Source organism: Polynucleobacter sp. UK-Gri1-W3 (assembly GCF_018881595.1).
Taxonomy (GTDB): domain Bacteria; phylum Pseudomonadota; class Gammaproteobacteria; order Burkholderiales; family Burkholderiaceae; genus Polynucleobacter.
On sequence record NZ_JACVQA010000014.1, the window covers coordinates 11,676 to 33,782 of the forward strand.

Genomic DNA, 22,107 nt, shown 5'->3' on the forward strand with positions numbered 1-22,107 from the left:
GGTTACTTAGTAACCACCATAATCTTCTGGCTCAATGTCTGAGTGCCACGCATTAAGGTTACTTTTACCGATAGTGGCAATGTAACGTTACCTAGCTTAGGCACCACAAAGGTGTTAGTTCCTGCGTCGTACTTAATGCCGGTCGGTAATGCTGCACCATCTGGCAGGGTTACCACTAACTTACTTCCCTTAGGTAGCAACAGCAACTTATAGCTACCAGCCTGTTTAGCCAATGCAGCATTCTCACCTGATAAGTTAATCAAGTCTTGAATAATCGAATCCGGTACTGGGAATTTGAAAGCACCAGTTGAGGGAACTTCAATCGCTTGCAAGTACTCAGGCAAGTTGTCTTTATCGCGGACATAAATCAAGTCGCCCTTATTGATGAGATAAGTTGGGCGCTCTGGCACAAATTCTGGCGTAGCCTGCTGCTGCACAATTGCCATGTTGTTGATGGTTTGTGGTGGAGATGTAATATCCGCAACCAATGGGAAAGTCACATCGGCAATGTAATAGTTAGGGTTTCCTAAAATTAAAGCATCTAACATAGCTTTAACCAAAATTCTATCAGCCGGATTTGCACTGGCAAAAATACCAGCAAGTACAGAGCCCGATAAAGTAGAAACATCAGATCCTAATAGCCCCGCTATTACAGGGTTGCCCGTGATGATGGCCGCAGTAGTGCCATCAAATACCTTGTTCTGAGCAAGCAACCCACTAATCGTCACGGGCGCTTTAGTAATGTTGGCATTCGCTGTTACCGGCGCTGTTCCTAATACATAGTTTGCCGCAGCAGCACCAGACAGGGTAATGCCGTTAAATGTCACTGTTGTACCGTTATTGGCATTAGGGCTAGCAAATGATGCGCTTGTGTAATTAGCTGTCACAACATCGCCCGGGAATAAACCAGTCATCGCCAAGCTACCGGTTGCGCCAGTAGTCGTGTTGTAAACCCTGTTATTAGCAGAAGCACTAATTGCCAGGCCACCCACAACGGATCCCAATACGTATGGAGTAATAGTCAGATTAGCGTTGATAAAGCTTGTTTGATAGTTTCTAGCATCTGTGCCAGTCGTGGCCAATGCAGAGAAATAATTACCGACATTCTTACCTGCCGTTGCATCCGAAATAGTTACCAAATCTCCCGCAACAATACCTGCTGTTGAGGCGTTATTAGCCAACACCCTAACGGTACCGTTGTATACATAAGAGGCAGGTGTTGCAGTAATCGTGATTGCGCGTGGGGTTACCGTTAGGTCACCAGTAACCACTGGAGCAATATTAGTAATGTTATTACCTGTAATGGCAAAGTTAGCAGCCGATAGGCCATAAGTCCCTACGCTCACATTATTCGAACCACTCATTACTGGATTAGTTGGTGCAAAGTTAAAGCTCAAGCTTGCCCCTGCCCCATCAGAATAGGCGTAGGTTGTAATGCCATTCACAGTGCTACTTGCTGTGAGGTAAAGATTGTTAATAATGGCGCCGCCAGAGGTTGCATAAGCCACGATTGGATTAGCAAAAGTAGCTGCGGTTGTATAAGGCGTCACCGCCCCGCTACTCTGAATCAGCAGCTGACCAGCAGGAACAATGGTGTATGTACCTGGTATGTAGGTTACTTGGTAGTTAGCAATCGCTGCGCCAGTAGCGCTTGCTGCGCCAATAGCGTAACTACCAGCAGGCATGGAGCTTGATGCTGTAGTTGTCAATGTAACTCCGGAAATCACATCGCTACCCAACAAACCTATAGATGAATATGACAAGGGATTAGTAGCCTGGGTAACAAACGAGGCCTGATTATTGGCGGTGATCGTTAATGGGGCTTTAGTGATGTTGGCTGTTAATGCAGTAGTTGGGCCGGTCACATAGTAATTACCTGCAGCGGAACCAGATAGGTTTACGCCTGCCATAGTCGTATAACTTTGGCCGTTGATGAGGGTTGTGACTGTAGCTTGAGAAACTGTTAATCCATTGCCAATGCTTGCCTGACTAAAGCTGCCTGTGTATGGACCGGAAGAGCTGACAGCTAAATTCGCTGCATCAGAGCCAAGGACGCCAGCCAATGTTTGTGTACCGATGGCTGCGATAACTCCTGCAGCTGTGGTGTCGTACACCTTATTCTGAGCCACCAAGCCAGAGCTAATCGTCAATGGCGCAGGCGTGATGTTAGCAGCCAAAGGCGCCGTCAAGCCTGTAATCACATAGTTACTGTTACTTAAGGTCATACCACTTAAATTTGCTGAAACCGTAATGCCGTTTGCTACATTTGGTGATGCGAAGGTTCCGACTGCTGTGCCAGTAGCGGTAGAGGTATCAGAACCTAACAAACCAGTCACAATTGGCGTGCCTGAAATGACATCAGCGGTGGTAGATGTGTACACCTTATTATTTGCAACCAAACCACTGATGGTGACTGGCGCAGGCGTAATGTTGGCAGTGGCAGTAATTGCCCCGCTAGCAATGCTGTAGTTGCTTGCTGATGCACCAGACAAAGTCACACCACTAAATGTCACAGTTTGTGGGCTAGCTGGCAGATTGACGTTGGCACTAGCAAAGGCAGCGCTACTGTAATTAACAGCAACAGAATCTCCCGGGAACAATCCAGCCATCGCCAAACTACCTGTGGCAGCAGTAGTCGTGTCATAGACCTTGTTATTAGCTGCGGTTGTCAAACGAGGGCCGGTGGTAGAGCCAGGTGTAACGACATAAGGCGTAATGGTGATGTTCTTATTCACCAAGGTGAAGGTGTAATTAGAGGCATCCACACCGCTAACAGCCAAATTCGAGCCATATACCCCGACGTTTTTACCGCTAGCTGCGCCAGAAACCGTTACCAAGTCATTTGTCAAAATTGCTGGCGATGCTACTGCAGGACCCTGGGTCTGAACTTGACCGTTGTAAGTCAGTGCAGCAGTGGTTGGCGCAGTAATCGTTACAGCCAACGGAGTAACAGTCAGATTACCGCTGGTGATCGCAGATCCAGAGGTCAATCCAGAGCTGGCAGATACCAAATTACTTGCAGCGTAGGCATAGCTACCCACCACAATATTTCCGGAAGTGCTGGTGGTTGTACCGGTTGGGATGAGATTAAAGCTCACTAAAGCGCTAGTCGCATCACGGTATACATAGCTTGTGACATTACCAACTGTAGCTGCACTAACAAATGTTAACGCACTGATATTAGAGCCGCCAGTGCTATAGGAGGCAACTGGTTGTGCTGGAGTAATGATATTGCCAGACGTGCTGGTGCCGTATGGTGTAGTGGCACCAGCAGTTGTGATCATCAAGGCACCGGGGGCAACAATCGTATACGTCGCAGGAATATAGGTGATCGAATAGTTACCGATGCCGCTGCCAGTAGCCGCGCTAATTGCAATTGGGTAAGCACCAGCCGAGGCATTCACCCCAGTAGTTGATGCAGTTGTGCTAATCGTTGCGCCTGTAACGGTATCGCTACCTAAGAGCCCTACTGCTGGGGCTTGAGTTAAGGTCGCTAAAGATTGGCTATAGAAGCTTGATTTATTTACTGCGGTAATTGTTAGAGGGGCTGGAGTGATATTGGCTGGTGCAGTAATTGCAGTTGAGCCAATTGAGTAATTAGCAGCGCTTGCACCAGACAGGGTTGGCGTGTTGAATGTCACGGTAATGCCGTTAGCCACATTTGGGCTAGCAAAAGTAGCAGTCGCGTAACTAACCGCTACTGAATCGCCCGGGAATAAATTGACCATCGACAATACGCCGTTTGCAGTATTGGTGGAGGTATAGACCTTGCTATCTGCTAGCGCTGTGATGTTTGGACCTGTGCCAGCAGCACCGAAATTGATGATATACGGGGTGATATTGGCAGTAATTGGGCTAGTAATACCTCTCACGTAGTAGTTAGAGGCTGCACCACCAGTAAGTGTTACACCGCTCATAGCGTTATAGGTGCCGCCAGCAATCACTGTCTGGGTGGTATTTGGTGTAACGGTAATGCCGTTAGCCACATTTTTACTTGCAAAGGTAGCGTTGTACGGACCGGATGAGCTTACAGCCACGTTATTTAAGTCCGCCGCCAATACACCCGCTAACGTTTGAGAGGCCGAGCTGATGGTAGCTGCAGTTGTGCCGTCGTACGCCTTATTGTTTGCAGTTAAGCCAGCGTTAATGGTCAAAGGTGCCGGTGTAATGTTAGCCACTAATGTCTGAGGCCCTACTCCCGCCACGTAGTAGTTATTTGCTGCTGCGCCTGTCAAGGTTACGCCGGTCATGGTTGTTACGCCATTCACAACAGAAGTCGCCGGTGTCACTGTCAAACCTAAGCCTACGTTGGACTGGCTAAATGTTGCACCCGTGTATGGGCCGGTAGAACTTACTGATACCACGTCTGTACCCAGCACCCCAGCTAAAGATTGCGTACCCGTTACGGCAATCGTAGCGGCATTGGTTGTGTCGTAGACCTTGTTATTAGCAGTCAAGCCAGCGCTAATGGTTAATGGCGCAGGAGTGATATTGGCTGTTGCAGTAGGCACACTTGCAACTGAATAGTTAGCAGCTGCAGCACCCGATAAGGTAACCCCACTAAAGCTTACTGTTAGGCCGTTAGCCACGTTAGGGCTTGCGAAAGCTGCGCTTGTATAGGCAACCGATACAGAATCACCAGCAAACAAGTTCGTCATCGCCAGTGCGCCAGAGGCAACAGTCGTAGTGTCATAGACCTTATTGTTAGCTGTAGCTGCAATGCTTGGAGCGCCACTACCACCAGAGCCGATGATGAATGGCGTGATAGTGAGGTTGGCATTCACATAGGTAAAGTTGTAGTTACCAGCATCCAATCCGCTTGTCGCTAGATTTGAACCATAAACACCCACGTTTTTACCGCTAGCCGCACCACTCACAGTGACTAGATCATTAGTCAAAATTGCAGGCGATGCTGTTGCTGCCAGTTGAGTTTGTACGGCGCCGTTATAGGCATGAGTAGCTGCAGGGGCCGTAATTGTTACAGCCAATGGCGTAACCGTGAAATTACCCGATGGAATAGCTGAAGTTAAGCCGGTGGAAGATACGAGGTTGGAAGCTGCGTAAGCGTAGCTGCCAACAGTAATATTGCCTGAAGTGCTAGTAGTAACGTTAGATGGGGCTAAGTTAAAAGTCACGTCATTGTTAGACGCATCGCGGAAGGTATAGCTAGTCACTTTAAGGGTTGTAGATGAGCTGACATAAGTTAGCGAACTAATTACGCCGCCAAGAGACGATGTGTAGCTAGCTGTTGGCAATGCAGGTGCAAGGATATTTCCCGATGTACCCGTGCCATATGGTGTGGTAACACCAGCAGTGGTAATCACTAAGGCGCCAGGCCCTACGATTGTGTAAGTTGCTGGCACATAGTTAATGCTGTAGTTCGATAAACCAGAACCGGTTGCAGCGCTAATCGTAATTGGGTATGCACCAACAGCAGCATTTGTACCTGTAGAAGTTGCAGTAGTCGTAATCGTTGCGCCAGTTACCGTATCGCTACCTAAGAGCCCTATTGCTGGCGCTTGAGTTAATGTTGCCAAGCCTTGGCTATAGAAAGAAGACTTATCCACCGCAGTAATGGTCAGCAATGCAGGAGTAATGTTTGCAGTCGCTGTCACTGGAGTGGAGCCAATGCTGTAGTTAGCTGCAGATGCACCCGATAAAGTGACGCCATTAAAAGTAACGGCAGCGCCAGTAGCTACATTCGGGCTTGCAAATGCAGCGCTGGTGTAACTTACTGATACTGAATCCGTACCAAACAGGTTCACCATACTCAAGCTACCGTTTGCTGCAGTAGTCGAGGTGTAAACCTTGTTATTTGCCACAGCAGCAATATTAGGACCCGAACCACTGCCGAAATTAATGACGTATGGCGTAATGTTGGCAGTAATTGGTGCGCTTAAGCCAGCAACATAGTAGTTTCCTCGCGCGCTACCAGATAGGGTTACGCCAGTCATCGCGTTATAAGTACCGCCAGCAATCGTAGTTGGCGTCGTACTTGCGCTTACTGCTAAGCCTGTACCGACGTTTGATTGGCTAAACGCACCAGTGTATGGGCCAGATGAACTAATAGCGACATTACCAACATCAGATGCCAATACGCCTGCCAAGGTTTGGGTAGCTGAACTAATAGTAGCTGCAGTAGTGCCGTCATAAGCCTTATTGTTAGCAGTTAAGCCAGAGCTAATTGTTAATGGTGCCGGTGTAATGTTCGCTGTTAAGGTTTGCGGCCCTACTCCAGCTACGTAGTAGTTACCTGCTGCAGCGCCTGTCAGAGTTACGCCAGTCATAGTTGTTACACCATTTACAACCGAAGTTGCCGGCGTCACTATTAAGCCAGATCCAACATTAGATTGGGTAAACGTAGCGCCAGTGTATGGGCCAGTTGATGACACAGTAACCACATCTGTACCGAGTACGCCAGCAAGCGTTTGATTACCAGTCACCCCGATAGTTGCAGCATTGGTGGTGTCATACACCTTATTGTTAGCAGTCAAGCCAGCGCTAATAGTCAAAGGCGCTGGTGTAATAGTCAAAGTACCATTTGTAATAGCGCCAACGGTGTAATCACTTGACGTATTGAGAACGAGGTTGCTGTTGTAGGTACCAACATTAGTACCAGTAGCCGTACCAGAGCCTGCAGTTGCAGTGTCAGCACCTTTGAGGCCTGTCACCACAAAACCAGTAGTTTGTGAGGCAGCGTTGTACATCACGGTTGCAGTATTGACCGCAGCAGTAATCACGATTGGCGTAATTTGCAAGCTGCCCTGTACATAAGTTACGGTGTAGTCAGCTGGACTAGACACGGTAGCTACTAATACATCAGGAACAATACCTTGGGCTACGTGCGTAGCAGTTGCATAACCAGCAACAGTTGCTGTGTCAGACCCTTTGAGGCCGCTGACAGATGCGCCAGTATTGGTTTGTAATGCACCGTTATAAGCGTATTGATTATTGGTACCAGTAACTAACAATGCCGCTGGATTAATAGTCAATGCACCATTGTTGTAGGTAATGCTGTAGTTGCTTGCGGCAGCGCCAGTCGCTACCAATGCATCAGCCGTAGTTCCAGCATGAGTACCAGTAGCTAAGCCAGCTACCGTCAAGGTATCGCTACCCTGCAATCCAGCAATTGTAGCTGCTGCATTAGTTTGTAATGTGCCATTGTAGGTACGGGTTGTCAATGCACCATTCACTACCAACGGAGCGGTATTAACAGTCAGCGCACCTGGAACAACAGTCACTGCATAGTTTGAGAATCCACTACCTACTGAACCATTGATTGCATATGGTGTTGAGCTCGCATTAATAGCGCCAACTGCTGGGCCGGTATACACAACACCACCTAAGCCTGCAATAGTTTGGCTATTCATTAAAGCACCGGCAGTTACAGTCACACCGTTAGCCACTCCGCCAGTGAGGCTTGCCGCTGTAATTTGGGCCGCAGTTACGGCATTGGCGTTGTAGGTTTTGGATACATCAGCAACTGTCAGCGTCAATGGTGCTGGAGTAATCGTCAATGTATTGGTAATTGTGGATACGCCGGAGAACGGGCTGCCTGACTGTGTGTAGTTATTAATATTGCTTACAGCATTGGTATATGAACCCACATTCCAAGTAGTGCTGGAACCACTAACTACCGGGGCAACGCCAACACTAGTAGTTGTTGGCGTAATCGTGATGGAATAACTGCCATCGGTCCAGATATTGCCAGAAGAATTAGTCAAGGTGGTAACTGTTACTGGACCACTTCCTGCTGGGGTAGCGTACTGAACCGTAGAGGTTGTTGGTGTTGCTGCTGTGCCATAGGTTGTCGAAGCAGCATTCATGGTAATTACCAGAACACCTGTTGGTGAAATCGTAAACACACCCGGCACATAACTAATGTTGTAGTTGCTATTACTGCTTACTCCAGCTGCAGTAATTGGATATGCCCCTACCGTATTTCCAGCTGCGCGAGTTAGTGAATAGCTTGGCGCTGTATCGCTACCCTGCAATCCAGCAACTGAGGCTGTCAGAGTTGGTTCTGGTACAACACCGTAGAAGGTATTGGCATTATTAGCAGTAATGACCAGGTTGGCTTTATTAATCGTAAGCGTCGGTGTATTGGAGGTGACGGTGTAGTTGGTTGCATCAGTACCGCTCGCTGAATAACTTGCGCCATAAGTGCCCGCATTTGCGCCAACACCACCAGTTGTTGCTACAACCACGTTATCGCCTGCAATTACACCCGCAACGGTTGGTGATGTTAACGATTGTGCTGCACCGTTATAGGTCGTTGTTAAGTTGCTACCAGTGATCGTTAATGGTGCAGGTGTGATATTGGCTGTAGTCGTCGTGTTAGCACCACCAGACAGTTGGTAGTTCGCTGATGAACTGCCACCAAGTACTACCCCACTAATATTGACAGTTTTAGCTGTTCCAACATTCTTGTTTACGAAGGTACCGGATAAGTTAGAGGTGTTTACTGAAACGGTATCACCAGCAAATACACCGCTGTAGGTAATCGTTCCAATGTTCAAGGTGGCTGCAGTTGTGGCGTTATAGACCTTGTTGTTAGCGGTAATGCCGCTGATCGTAATGGTTGCTGGAGTAATGGTAATCGATCCATTGGTTACACCGATTGTGTAGTCACTTGAATTGCTAAGGCCAACAGTTAAGGCATCAGCATAAGTACCTACATTTTTACCGGCGCCATAAGAACCACCAATAGTGGCTGTATCGCTAGCTTTTAGTCCAGTAACAGTTGCTACAGAATTCGTTTGAGTAGTCGCGTTATAGACCTGAGTGGTATTAGCGCCAACAACAGAAAGTGCTACCGGAGTAATGGTAATTGAGCCAGGCGCGTAGGTGAAGGCGTAGTTTCCTGATGCACTACCCGATACCGAGAATACGTCTGGCACTGTGCCTTGGGATACGTGGGTCGCAGTAGCGCTTCCGGCAATAGTGACATTGGCGGTATCACCACTCAAAATACCGGTGGTTGTGTAGGTATTGGTTTGTAGAAGCCCGGTATATGGATTAACCGTAGTTGCACCAGTAACAGTGGCAGCCAATTTTGAAATCACCAATGAACCATTTGTCTTGGTAATGGTGTAGTTAGAGAGCTGAGTTGCGCCAGCTGCTGTAACGGATAAAGCATCGTTATAGGTGCCAGCATTAGTACCTGAAGATTTACCAGTGACGGTGACGCCATTACCGGATTGCGTATCAATTCCAAGCAATCCAGAAACTACAGGATTGCCGTTATTTTGCAAGCTACCGTTATAAGCAACATTGCTTGTAGCGCCTGCAACAGTTAATGGCGCTGGGGTAATCGTGAGTGAGCCTTGTGCTGAAACACTAATGTTGTAGTTACTAAGTGACCCGCCGTTCGTTACGCCTGTAACGGTTGGATTGCTTCCTGAGGTAGTAATCGTATTAGCATAAGTTCCAACATTTAATCCAGATGCCAGGCCATTAGTGCTAAATACTAGGGCTTGGCTATTCTGCATACCAGTTACGGTAAATCCAGTAGATGGATTGAATGTTTGAGCTGCCCCGTTGTACATCACGGTCTGACCGGATGCGGAAACGTTCGCTGGTGTAATCACTACGTTAGCAGGGGTAACGGTGAGATTTCCTGGGCTGTAAGTGATGGCATAGTTAGTTGCGCCAAAGCCGCCAGTACCTGTTGCACTGCTTGCAACGATTCCACCGGTATAAGTAAGCGCATTAGTAGTGCCAGGAACAGTTGCGGAGCTGTTGTACTGCAATGTCACCCCAGAAATTGTGTCGCCATTCGGCAAGCTTGACAGGCTGCTGGTGTAAGCCGTTGTTCCTAATGCTAGCGCTGTTCCATATACAGTGCTTTGGGAATTGGCAGTAAGGGATACAGCCAATTTATTAACCACCAAGTTGGCTGGCGTATAGGTAATGTTGTAGTTGGTAGAGTTAAATCCGCCGGTACCAGTCGCTGCGCTTGTAGTAATCGCAGCGTTATAAGTAGCTGCCCCAGTGGAACCGGGTACGGTTGTGGAATTCGTAGTGCCATTGTAGTAATTGACGGCGACGCTTGTTAATGTGTCGCTTGCACCCAAACCAGAGCCGCCTATTGTGTAGCCTGTTGTTTGATTTTGTGAAACTGTAACCGGCGTGCCATATGTGGTGGTGATACCAACGGCAGCAATCGTAATTGGCCGAGGTTGAACTGTCATTAGCGCAGAAACATAGTTCAGCGTGTAAGGAACAGTGCCGGTAATCACTGCTGCAGATGGGGTGATTTGGTAACTACTACCTACTGGCGCTGTTGCTATTCCACCCAAGCTAGTTAAAGACAGTCCAGTTAAAGCATCTCCATTGGGTAAGCCAGCGATGGAATAGCTTGTTCCGCCAATCGTCACCACTCCCAAGCCATTACTGTTATAAGTTACGCCGTTAGTAGTTGTACTATTACCGTAAATTTTGGTGTCAGCAAGTGCGGTGATGGTGACGATTGCACTTGAAGAAGATGTAAGGGTTCCGCCCACATAAGTAATTGCATAATTCGCAGCACCACGTGATCCAGAAACCGGGGCAAATACCGCAGCGCTTGGGGTGATGCTATTGACGTTTGGAGGAGCATAAACTCCAGACGCCAAGGTTGTCGGAACCGTGGTTAAACCATTGGATGTTAAGGTTGAACTCGTAATGGAATCCCCTAAAGTTACTCCATCAACTGTAGTTATGAGACCGGTGCTAGTGAAAGCGGTGGTTCCCAAAGGCAAGGCTGTTCCTGACTGCACAGCCTGATTCGATGCGGTAATAGTCAGAGGTGTAGGTGTAATAACCAGGCCAACATTGCCAAAACTTGAGCTATTGATAGTCACGCCAGAACTTACGCTAATGCCGTGTGTGCTTGTGATGTTGTAGGTGTAGCTTGTGCTATTGGTATTAACCTGCTCACCCGCAAGCGTGCCATAACTTGTGCGTGGAGTTGGGGGCAAAGCCTGCAAAGAGTTAACAAAGGCGCCCAATGGAACGACAAAGTTCACGCTATTAACAGTGATCAGCGCACATCCATCTGTACTTGCACAGGTAATCGCCGAAGAACCTGTTCCTACTACCGTACCATTAGACACCCAGCCTGAATTATTAGTCGTTTTTGTATAAAGGGCCTGTAATTGATAGTCAAGACTGCCTGGAGTAGTAAGGTTACCCGCAGTAGCTAATGGGTCGTTTGTTCCATAAACCTTAGTCACGTTGCCTGATAACGTGGCTGTGTAACTTGGTGAAATACGGAACTGAATTACTGGGCCAGTATTTGTAGAAGTAATTGCACCAGTATTCCAGCTAGTACCGCCTGTACCACCTGCTACGTTTGCAGTATTAATGCCGCCTAATGTAAAGATAGGCAATGATGTAGCTGCAACGTTACCAGCGGCATAAGCCTGGCTAAACAATGTATTGCTGAATGTGAAATCACCCAAGCTAGGAGAAAGCAATCCTAAGGAGGCTTGTGTGGAAGTTGTTCCGGCGGTAACTCCAGGCGAACCGGCATACAAATAGACGTTACCGTTTGGCGACGTGATGTTGTTACCAGAAACAGCCGTGATCTGACCACAAGCAGTGGCAGCGCATGATGTAGAAACAGTGCCAACCGCAAGGTAAGCACCAGCTTCAATAACTACTGGGCCAGTGCCGTTATTAACAATTTTCGGTGGTGTTACGTTTCCGTTATTGGATGTTGCAATGAATACGCCAGCATTAGAATTTTGGGTAAACAGGGTTCCAGCAACAGTTACGATATCAGCACTTGTTCCAATGGCGCTTAACTCAAGAGCACCTGCAGTAGATGCATTTGTAATTGATACCGCATCACTATAGCGGCCATTATAGGCAATGATGTTGGTATTACCGCCATTTGCATTATTGGTGATCGTTACCGCACCTGAAATCCCAATGGCATTACCCTTCACCGTACTTGTGGGTAAGGCATTTGTGGTGACTACAAACTGAGGTGTGATGCCAACGATATTAATGGCGTCTTGTCCAGCTGCAAATGTGCCTGTAGTGACAAAAGTAAGAGGTGCTACACCATAAATCGATACAGCATCAAATAGCTGATTAGCGGATGAAGTGGACGCCCCCACTACTCCACGCAAATAAATACCGAAATTCGCATTTAAGCTACCGCAGGCTGCTGTAGTTGCACAAGTAATTGCTAAGCCATTTGATGCGGTGGTTCCATACTGCCAAGCATTTGTAGCATTAATTCCGCCCTGTACACCTGCTAAATAGGTATTGTCAAAGGTGATTGAGCCAGGAACATTAAGCGCACTATTCACAATTATTGGAGCACCGCTAGCGATGTTGTTGTAATTGATGTGGCTTGTTGAAGTGCCTAGGAAGGTTACTGCACCTGCATTAATAGTGGATAACTTATTGCCATTGGTGGTGTTATAGCTAATGACGGAATCGATACCGCTAGTATTTTGAGCAATCGAAATGTTTCCAGCCTGGCTGATCTGATTGTTCGAGATGAAATAGATACTGCCGCCATTGGCATTTTGGGTTATTGCGCCTGTCTGGGTAATGCCTGTATTTCCACCAGCAGCAGTATCGTTGCCAGTCACAGAAATATTATTGGAGTTACACGCAACCCCTGCCGAACAGGCATTAATTGTCATTGCACCCAAGGAAACCACGGTTGCTGCTGTAGTACCGGTACCTGTAACAGCAATAGAGTTACCAGTAATGAGTGCGGTATCCGATACAGCCATAGCAGTAGTTGAAATTCCGGTGATACTTACAGGTCCAGCTGCAGAGGTAATGGTTGCCGTATCTGATACACCCCCACCAGTTGCAGCGCCATTAGGCCCGCCAAAAATAGTGACTCCAGCGTAACCGTTGATAACTCCAGTAATATATGCGCCATAGTAAGCAGCGCTTGAGGTAGTTCCCGTGACTGAAACGGTTCCATTGTTAGAAGTAATGGCTGCAGATAAATTAAGTGCTGCAGCAAGACCTGCATCAGTTTTAGACGTGCTAATTACCACGTTAGCATCTGCAGTAATAGTGCCAGCAATATATGCAGCGCTATAATCAACTGCAAACCCTTGAGCGTAAATATTAATATTGCCACCAACACCACCAACAGTAGTTGCCCTCAATGTATTGAAGGATGATGTGACGCCATTGATACCTAAAGCACCTTTAATAGGGGTGGCTGATGTGCCGAAGTTAATGTTACTACCATAAGCATTGGCTGATACTTTTGCAGTTACAGCAGTATTCATAAAAAATCCGCTACAGCACGACGAGCTAGTAACAGCTAACACATTAATGTCGCCACCTACCAAAGTAGGACCAGTACCGGAATTAATGGTGACATTACCCATAAAAGCTAAACCATGTCCTACGCCATTACTAAATCCACTAATATTGATTGTGTTACCTGCACTTACCTGGGAGCCAGAAATAGTGCTAGCAGCCAGAGTAACCGCACCACTATTTATACCTGCAATTTGACTCGCGCTTGCTCCATTAATCGTAATGGAACTTCCCGCACTCAACGAACCAGTCACATAGACACCAGTTGAAGCATTTGATGTACTAATGGTAGACATGTTTAAATATCCGCTCGCTGGAGTACAACTAGCCACTGTGCAGCCATAGGTATTGTCTACCAAAATATAACCAGGAACTGTTGTTGCGCCAATTGCTAATGCAGAGCCGCTTGATTTTTCTATGTAATTAATTGCAGAGCTGCTAGTTCCAGCGCCAATGGTTAATGCACTAGTTGAAATCGTAGATAGTTTATTTCCGCTAGTAGTGTTGTAAGTAATATAGCTAGCGGTACCGCTGGTATTGGGAGCTACCGTTACTGCACCACTTTGACTAATCGCATTGTTAGAGGTGAAAGTGATACTGCCGCCATTGGCATTTTGGGTTATTGCGCCTGTCTGGGTAATGCCTGTATTTCCACCAGCAGCAGTATCGTTGCCAGTCACAGAAATATTATTGGAGTTACACGCAACCCCTGCCGAACAGGCATTAATTGTCATTGCACCCAAGGAAACTACTGTTGCTGCTGCTACGCTTGTTCCGGTTACCGCTATAGAGTTGCCTGTAATTAAACCAGTTGCAGTAACTGCCGTGCCGCTTGTACCAGTGCCTTGGTTGATGCCCGTAATGGTCGCCGAACTATTATTTGAGGTAATGACCGCGTTTGTAGCAAGCGCAGATACAGTTGACGTTGATGCAGAGTTCTTAGCATAGATCGTAACAGCTGAATCAGCTGTGATAGTTCCACCAAATGCTGAATCTCCACCGCTTATGGTACTTAAACCATAGATGTTGATGTTCCCACTCCCTGCGCCAACAGTGGTAGCACGTAACGTACCAAATAAATTACCACTATTTGCAAGAATTGCATTGCCACCAGCCAAAGGGGCTAAGGAAGTTCCTAAGTTGATGTTTGCACCATAAGTGGTGATGCTGATATTCCCTGTCGAATAACCATACAGCGCGATCCAACCACTATTGACTGCATTTGCTAAGAAATTCACATCCCCACCAACCAGGGCAGTAGTACCAGATGTAATCGTGACTGAAGCAGCAGCTCCGGCAGATGTTCTCATCATGATGCCGTCACCGGAGAGACCAGTGGCAGCAGTGATATTGACGCCTTGGCCACTAATGAGCGTTGACGAACTTATGTTTGCACCCAATTGAACCCCTGCATTAGAAGCATTTGTGCCGGCGGTTGCACCGTTAAGGGTTACATAAGTACCCGCACTCAATGCGCCCGCAACGAGAACACCACTAGTGGTGGTTGTATTGCTAGTAGTAATAGTAGCTGCGTTTAAATATCCGCTCGCTGGAGTACAACTAGCCCCTGTGCAGCCATAGGTATTGTCAGCCGTTATTGATCCCGAAACAGTTGTAGCACTAACAGATAGATACCCACCACTTGCTAACTCACTGAAATTGACTGGATTGCTTGCAGGAGAAGAGCTAGCTGTGTATGTGAGAACTCCAGCTACGATAGAAGCATTCTGATTCGCTGATGTTACGTCATATGTTACTGCCTGAGCATGGCCGGTATTATTCGCGGCCAGAGTAACGGCCCCAGACTGAGATACATCTCCATTGGATTTAAATAAGATATCTCCGCCGCTTGATTGGACTGCAAGCGCACCTGTTGAAGTAATTCCAGGATTACCGATATTGGCCGTGTTTTTATATCCGATTACTGAAATTGCGTTTACACCTGCAGTCAGGAATGAGGCAGCACTAGTAACGGTTAAACCATTTGCGCCTAATGCAACGGCAGCATTAGAGGCGCTGGCATTAATGCCGTTGATAGTAATACCCTGCCCTGATGTCTGCGCACCTGTTAAAGAAATACCAACAGATGCGGTGGTGTTAACTGTTGTGGCAGATGAAGCAGTTAGCGGTGTTGAACAGGTATAACTTGCATTTGATGCGCAAGTATTGTCCAGCAAGATTGTTCCAGACACGGTTACAGCTGGGACAGTTAATGCAGAACCATTAGACAGAATCTGATAGTTGACCTTACTTGTGGCACCGGTTGCGTTAAAGGTAAATATGCCAGCTGTAATCTGACTATTTAAATTACCAGTACGGGTGTCATAAGTTAAGGTTTGTACGTGATTTGTAGTGTTTGCTGTTGCAAAGCTGACCGCAGATGTTGCTGTAATGTCGCCATTGGTCTTAAATGTGACATTACCGCCATTGGAGTTATTAGTGATGGCACCTGTAGTAACGTTGATGCCGCCAGTTGTTCCGTTGGTACCAACAGTAGTGGTGATATTTAATGCATCCCCTACTGATGCATAAGTGTCAGCCACGTTCGTTATCGTAACTCCACCGGTAACAGACGCACCCAATCCACCTGCAGTGCTATTAGTTCCAGTGATAGTCACTTTTGGCGCTGTAATTAGACCAGCCAGCGATTCAGCGTAAACACCAGAGCCAGTAGATATGCTGGTAATAGAAATCGTGCCGGCTGTTGTAGTGAGGGTTCCAGCAGCATAACTCTGTACGCCTATGGCACCAACGTTGGTATTGTTGATAGTGATGCCAGTGGCCGCAGAAATAGCTGCATTAATTGTGATTCCACTTCCATTGCCGGTACTGGTGTTGCTTATATTTACACTACCGGTATAAGAAGTTAAAGTTGTACCAGCACTGAGATAGATATCCTGGCCAACTATTCCAGTTGAGGAGCTATTGGCGGTAATAGTAATATTGCCAGCCGCATTAATTGGTCCAGCCCCGTAACCGGCAATTACATAACCGTACGAATTGGTACCTGCAGATTTTGCTTGAATATTAACGAAGCCGCCAATATTTAAGGTGGCGCCACTACTCTCATAGGCACCCATGGTTCCTCCGGATACGGCATCGTAACCGGCACCAATAAAGTTGCCACCTGTTGAAGTAGCGCTTACTACTCCAGCATTTGTGGTGGTGTTGATGCTTGCTTGGGGATAAATGTTTTGTAGATAGCCAACATTGACTGTGCCCATTGTGATGGTTTGATGAACTAAATCAATAGTACCGCCCGTACCGTCCATGATGACATATCCACCCCTCGTCGTTATGGGGGCAGTATTTAAAACGGTAGCTCCTGAGCCAGAATTGGTAGTGTTAGTCTGCCAATAAGATTGCATGACCACATTTATTGGGCCGCTGCTTGCTGTAATTGCACCACTAACGAGTGATTGACCGCCAGCAAGGAATTGCAAATTAACCGTACCTGCGCCTGAAGAAGTAATTCCACCTGAAGAGGTAATGCTTGACCCTTGAGTTAAATGGTTATCCAAAATCAAGGTGCCTGTGATGCCTGTAGCTGGCGCAAATGCTAAAGCGCCAGTCTGAGTAATTGCGCCTGTTGCTACTACGTTGACCGTATTGCCGGCATTAATGGCCGCAACAATATCCGCCGTGCTGATATTTGACGTACCAGTGGCTGCAAGTGCGTTAGCCAGTGTGCCGCCCGTTGAAGCAGTAGCGGTAATAGTGACGGTGGTTGGGTCAAGCAGCCACTCATTTGATACAACCGCTGTATTTTGAGTGCCCAACAAATCACCAGAGGTCTCTACGCGGTTTGCAGTCAATGTGGAGTTAGAAATTGCAACTAAGCTAGCTACTGCGCCTTGACTATAGCTTGGACGGCCAATAGCAATGTCGCCATTGATGGCTGCTAGAGATGAATTGTTGATTTGGATCTGGTCACCGAAGACGACGATAGTGCCGTTTGGTGCATTGATGCCAGTTTGGCTATCAAGATTGATGTTGCTGCTAGTGATGCTGTTGTTTGAATCTACTGCCGCTGCTACTGCTGTGTTCACGAAATTTGTGAGTGCTGGAGGTGCAGTTGCTGGTGGCGCAAGGATAGTGCCATTACCCAAATTATTTACTTGGCCAAGATTAATCACGCCGCCCTGACTTACACCCTCGGAACCAATGAGGGCTGCAATGATATCAGTTTGGGTTTTGCCAACAATGGCGATATTGCCGCCGTTAGTTGCTTTACCGATTGAATCGACAATACCGTTAATCGTTGTTTTGCCGGCTGTTGAAACAATCGTGATTATTCCCCCATTAATACCATTTGCTGAGATATAACTATTGCTGCCGATATTGATATCACCAGTTGCCAGAATATTAATTAAACCGCCGTTACTTGTATAAGTATTACTGTCTGCATTTAAACCATTTTGACCATTGCGACGATTATTCGCAGTAGTCGTATTTGCAGAATTTAAATTGCTTAAATTGGTATTATTCGAATTATTACTGTTGCTGCCATTGGAATTAATATTACCGAGAATATTAATAATGGCACCAGCTAAATAAATATTGGAATTATTTCCACCGTTGGTATTAATAGAACCATTCACATTAATAGCCTGGGCTACTGCATATACTTGTCCAGCAGTAATGTTGCTATTGATATCAATCTGACCGCCAGTAGCGATCAAGTTCAATGAGGTTGCTGTATTGCTTGAATAGATATCGGCACCAGCCATGATACGAATCAATGCAGATTGACTGGCCGTGCATGAACCAAACGCGCAGGCGCTACCCGTTGCATCTAATGTCACGCTGGTGCTATTCAAGGCATTGCTGATAGCGGATGCTGCTGCGCTATCAATAATTAAGGCTTGCGGATCTATTGTCCACATGCCGGTTTTGCCTTTTGGGGCAGATGTATCAATGATTGAGCTAGCTGCAATGGAGACGTTGCCCTTAGAGCTAGTCTCGATGAAGCCACCATTACCGCCTTGTGCCCCACCCTTTGCGAAGAGGTTTCCAGCAATTAAGGTCTTGATTTGAGACCAAATATTGATGGTTCCACCGTTACCGTTTTGGGTAGCAGATGCATCTACAGTTGCGTTAGTTTGTACGGAAACTGTGTTTGCTAAGGAATTGTTTTGTATAGCGTCTTGAACTGATTGATTGTTTGCGTTGTTTACGCCAACATTAATAGTTCCGCCGGCTGCTGCACCAGTGGCAGTGGTTTTTGAACCGCTTGCTAAAGTAATGTTATTACCTTTAAGGCTAATATTGCCACCCGTTGCTTGTGCAGAATTGGCTTCAATCACACCACTTTGCTCGATTGTGTCGGCAGTTAATGAGATTTTTCCACCAGAAGTATTAATATCGGATGCAGAAATAGTGCCGGTATTTTTAATGAGTGAGCCCATTAAATTCTGTGCAGCATTTGCGCCAATAATTACTTGACCACTACCTGCATTAATTAATAATTTATTTGAAATTAATGCATTTACTACTGAAGCATCAACTGAAACGCTGACAAATTGACTGCCAGAAAATTTCAAAGTCACTTTTTGACCAGCAACTAATGCAATCGCATTATTACCACTCATTGTTGCAGTAATAACGCCGGTATTAACTACTTGTGGCGCCATTAATGCAATATAACTATTAATATTATTGCCAGTAATATGGCCTTTATTAATAATTTTGCCAGTAGTGCCACCCTCGTAAACCTGGGTGTCCTTACCAGACATAAATTCTGTTGCAGAGATGTTCATGGTGGTTGCCACCATGCCACCCACATTCACCTCAGCACCCTTACCGAACACCACGCCATTGTTATTTACAAAAATCACCTGACCGTTGGCATTGACTGCGCCATTGATCATCGATTTTGAAGCACTATTGACGTAATTGAGGGTTGATGCAGAGGAATTGGGTTGATTAAAGTTCACTGTTGCCTTTGAACCTACATCAAAACTATTCCAATTAATCACAGCACGTTGACTGGATTGATTGATATTCATAGTGTTACCCGCCTGGGAGATGGCTGCTGTACCAGCAACAACTTTCCCGCCTGTTGGCAACGCATTAGCGGCGGGAGGGGCAGCTAGCGCCTGTCCAGCCAGACCAGCAATAGCTAAAGCCACTAATAACTTAGCGGCTTTGAACTGTGATTCACAGCTCTTTCTATGCGATGGTTGCGTAATTTTAGGTATCAAACTTGGTATTTCACTTAAGTGCTAGAGAATTTAACGAAATTTCTCTAATAAAAAAATCCCTCGATCGTGGGAGTTTGTAAATATTTTTGCAATTTCTTATACATTCTTAAAAAAAGATTGTGCCCTTGATCCAACCTTGTACCGATCTGTACATGTTGTCTGTATTTAACTGTTGGCCACTTTGTGTATAGAGCGGATTGTTGCCTACGCGCCATGCCAATGAACCAGAAAGTTGAACTTTTTCGTACTGATACTTTGCTGACAAACCTGTTGCGTATAAAGAATAGGTATTGTTAGCGTTGGTCTGCCCTTGCCAGTTGTTATAAGTGCTTACATATTGCTGAACTAGTCCAGCATCAAAAAAAACACCAACTTGCAAGTCTTGAATCAAGTTATGGTTAATTTCTACAGAAGCAATTGCTCCTTGTGCACCACCTCCCTGGGCTACAGGGTAAGCACGTACACCATAAGGGCCACCCATATAGATCTGCTCGGCACTATTGAGGTTCTTATTAGCCAATTGACCGTAGATAGAAGCCACTAAATTGGTTTTATCAATCGGCAGTGGCTGTGTAATCGAGCCATTAAAGCCCAGCTTTGCAAAAGTACCTTTTGTTGCGGCACCCTGTGCGTCGTTATTAGCTTGATTGGTGTTATTAATACTTAAAGAGCCCAAGGTAGCTGTAGCGCCCCAGCTTGCATAAGCTTGACCAATAAAGTTAGTGCCGTTGATGCCAAGACTTAAATCATTGAGCTGATAGTTACTGCTCTCGATACCGTTAGTTTGGTTGTTGTAGTTCTTATTTTCAAAGTTGATGATCACATTCTTAGTGGAACGTGCAGTGCGCTCTAGCGCATAGATTGAGTAAATTCCGTAGGTTTGTGCTGTACCTTGTGAAATCGTTGTTGAGTAACTTGATAAGCTTTTGTAATCCAAGGCGCTAACGCCTGCAGATACTCTCCAGCCATCATAACCCACTGGCAAACCGTATCTAAGCTGCCCATAGACAGAGCCTTGTGAGCCAATCACATCTAAAGTGGCTTGGTCGCCATTACCACTAGGGTTGTTCAAGCTTAAGCTAGCCGTTGCTTGTGCAGGCCCTGTATTGGCTGCGCCATAGTTTGATAGATCTACCCTACCTGCAAATAAACCCGTATCTTTGGCATTGACCAAGATATTCGTTGTCTCTTCCTCGTCACCCTGCGCTAACTCTCCGCTAACTTCATTACCTGGCGTTTCATTGAGGATGGCTAAACTTCGCTCCAAACCCTTCAGGTCAATAAGGTTGCCAGGCTCGTTGCTGTTGGTAATGAACTTTTGAATAACTTCAGACTTGAGGCGACTTGGTGATTCTTTATTGAGTTCAATAATGACATTGCCTACCTTGCCTTCAATAATCTTGATGGTGATAACGCCATTAACAACGTCTTGAGGTGGGATGACGGCTTGGGCCATTCTTCCCATCTGAGCGTAAAGATTAGTTAATGCATCTCCAGCCTCTTTGATTTGATCCAAAGTTAACTGGCGATTAGTAAAAGGCTTGAGAGCTTCCTGTGCTTGCTCTTGCGTAATCAGCGTAATACCAACCACCTTAAAGGAGCTCACCTCAATTGTTTTGTCACCTGATTTTGGCCTACTTGGTTTTGTGGGCTTCTTAATGAGGTTATCCGGCGCAACATTTTGGCGATCGCGGTCAACTTCACGTTGTAATTGTTGCTGTAATGCACCAGCATCAGGGCCAACTTGTGAATATGCCGAACCACTCAAGACCAAAAAACCTGCCGCTAATGCAATTGCACGACGTGCAGAAGCAGGGGCGCTAAATGGTGAATGCTTTACGGCAGTGCCAGATTGAATGGAATGGCGAATGTGAGGGTGCATCTTGTTGTCTCTAATAATTGAGCAGACATTAAAACGCTAAATCTAGAAGCTGAAAATCCCTCGAACGAGAGTTAGCCTTACGGCTAACTGACCGACTTATTTAGCTCGTTTTTTGAAAGCAATGAGCTGGGCTAGCGAGCGCAAGTGCAGTTTACGCATGACCTGCGCCTTGTACTGCTTGGCTGTGTACAGTGAAATCTGTAGTTTTTCTTGAATTTCTGCATTACTAAACCCTAAAGCAAGCAATTCAAGCACCTCAAGCTCCCGTGGAGCCAAGGCCTTAACGTGCTCCTCAAAAGCTTTTTGCTCAACATAGCTGCGCATATTGTTAGCATCTATATCTAAAGCCTTGATTACCGCATCCAAAAGGGCGTCTCGCTCAAATGGTTTGACTAAAAATTCAATAGCGCCCTGCTTCATTGCTGTAATCGATTGTGCAACAGTGCTTTCGGCGCTAATAAAGATAATTGGCACCTCACGACCACGCTTTATCAACTCCGCCTGTAGTTCTACCCCAGTCATATCCGGCATGCGCATATCAGTAATAACTACTGCTGGCGCAACGTGAAGTGGAATCTTTAAAAACTCTATAGCAGAAGCAAAGGGGTAAACCCGGTATCCAAGAAACTCCAAAAGACTCGTTAAAGTAGCTCGCATCGAAGCATCGTCCTCTATTAAGAAGACATGTTTCAAAACATCATGGATTGCAGCTTTACCGGTCATTGTTACTTGTTG

General features: G+C 46.3%; 3 protein-coding genes. All 3 read right to left on the reverse strand.

Annotation, left to right across the window (positions count from 1 at the left end):
• Positions 1-2 precede the first annotated feature (2 nt).
• A complete protein-coding gene (locus tag ICN36_RS11375; protein ID WP_216228471.1) occupies positions 3-19,418 on the reverse strand; it encodes a YDG domain-containing protein in 19,416 nt (6,471 codons plus the stop codon).
• A 178-nt stretch (positions 19,419-19,596) separates the two neighbouring features.
• Positions 19,597-21,372 (reverse strand): ShlB/FhaC/HecB family hemolysin secretion/activation protein, encoded by a 1,776-nt coding sequence (locus ICN36_RS11380; protein ID WP_216228472.1) that lies wholly within the window; start codon positions 21,370-21,372, stop codon positions 19,597-19,599.
• A gap of 96 nt (positions 21,373-21,468) precedes the next feature.
• Entirely contained in the window at positions 21,469-22,095 is a 627-nt protein-coding gene (locus ICN36_RS11385; protein WP_071467889.1) for a response regulator transcription factor, read from the reverse strand.
• Between the last annotated feature and the right edge of the window lie 12 nt (positions 22,096-22,107).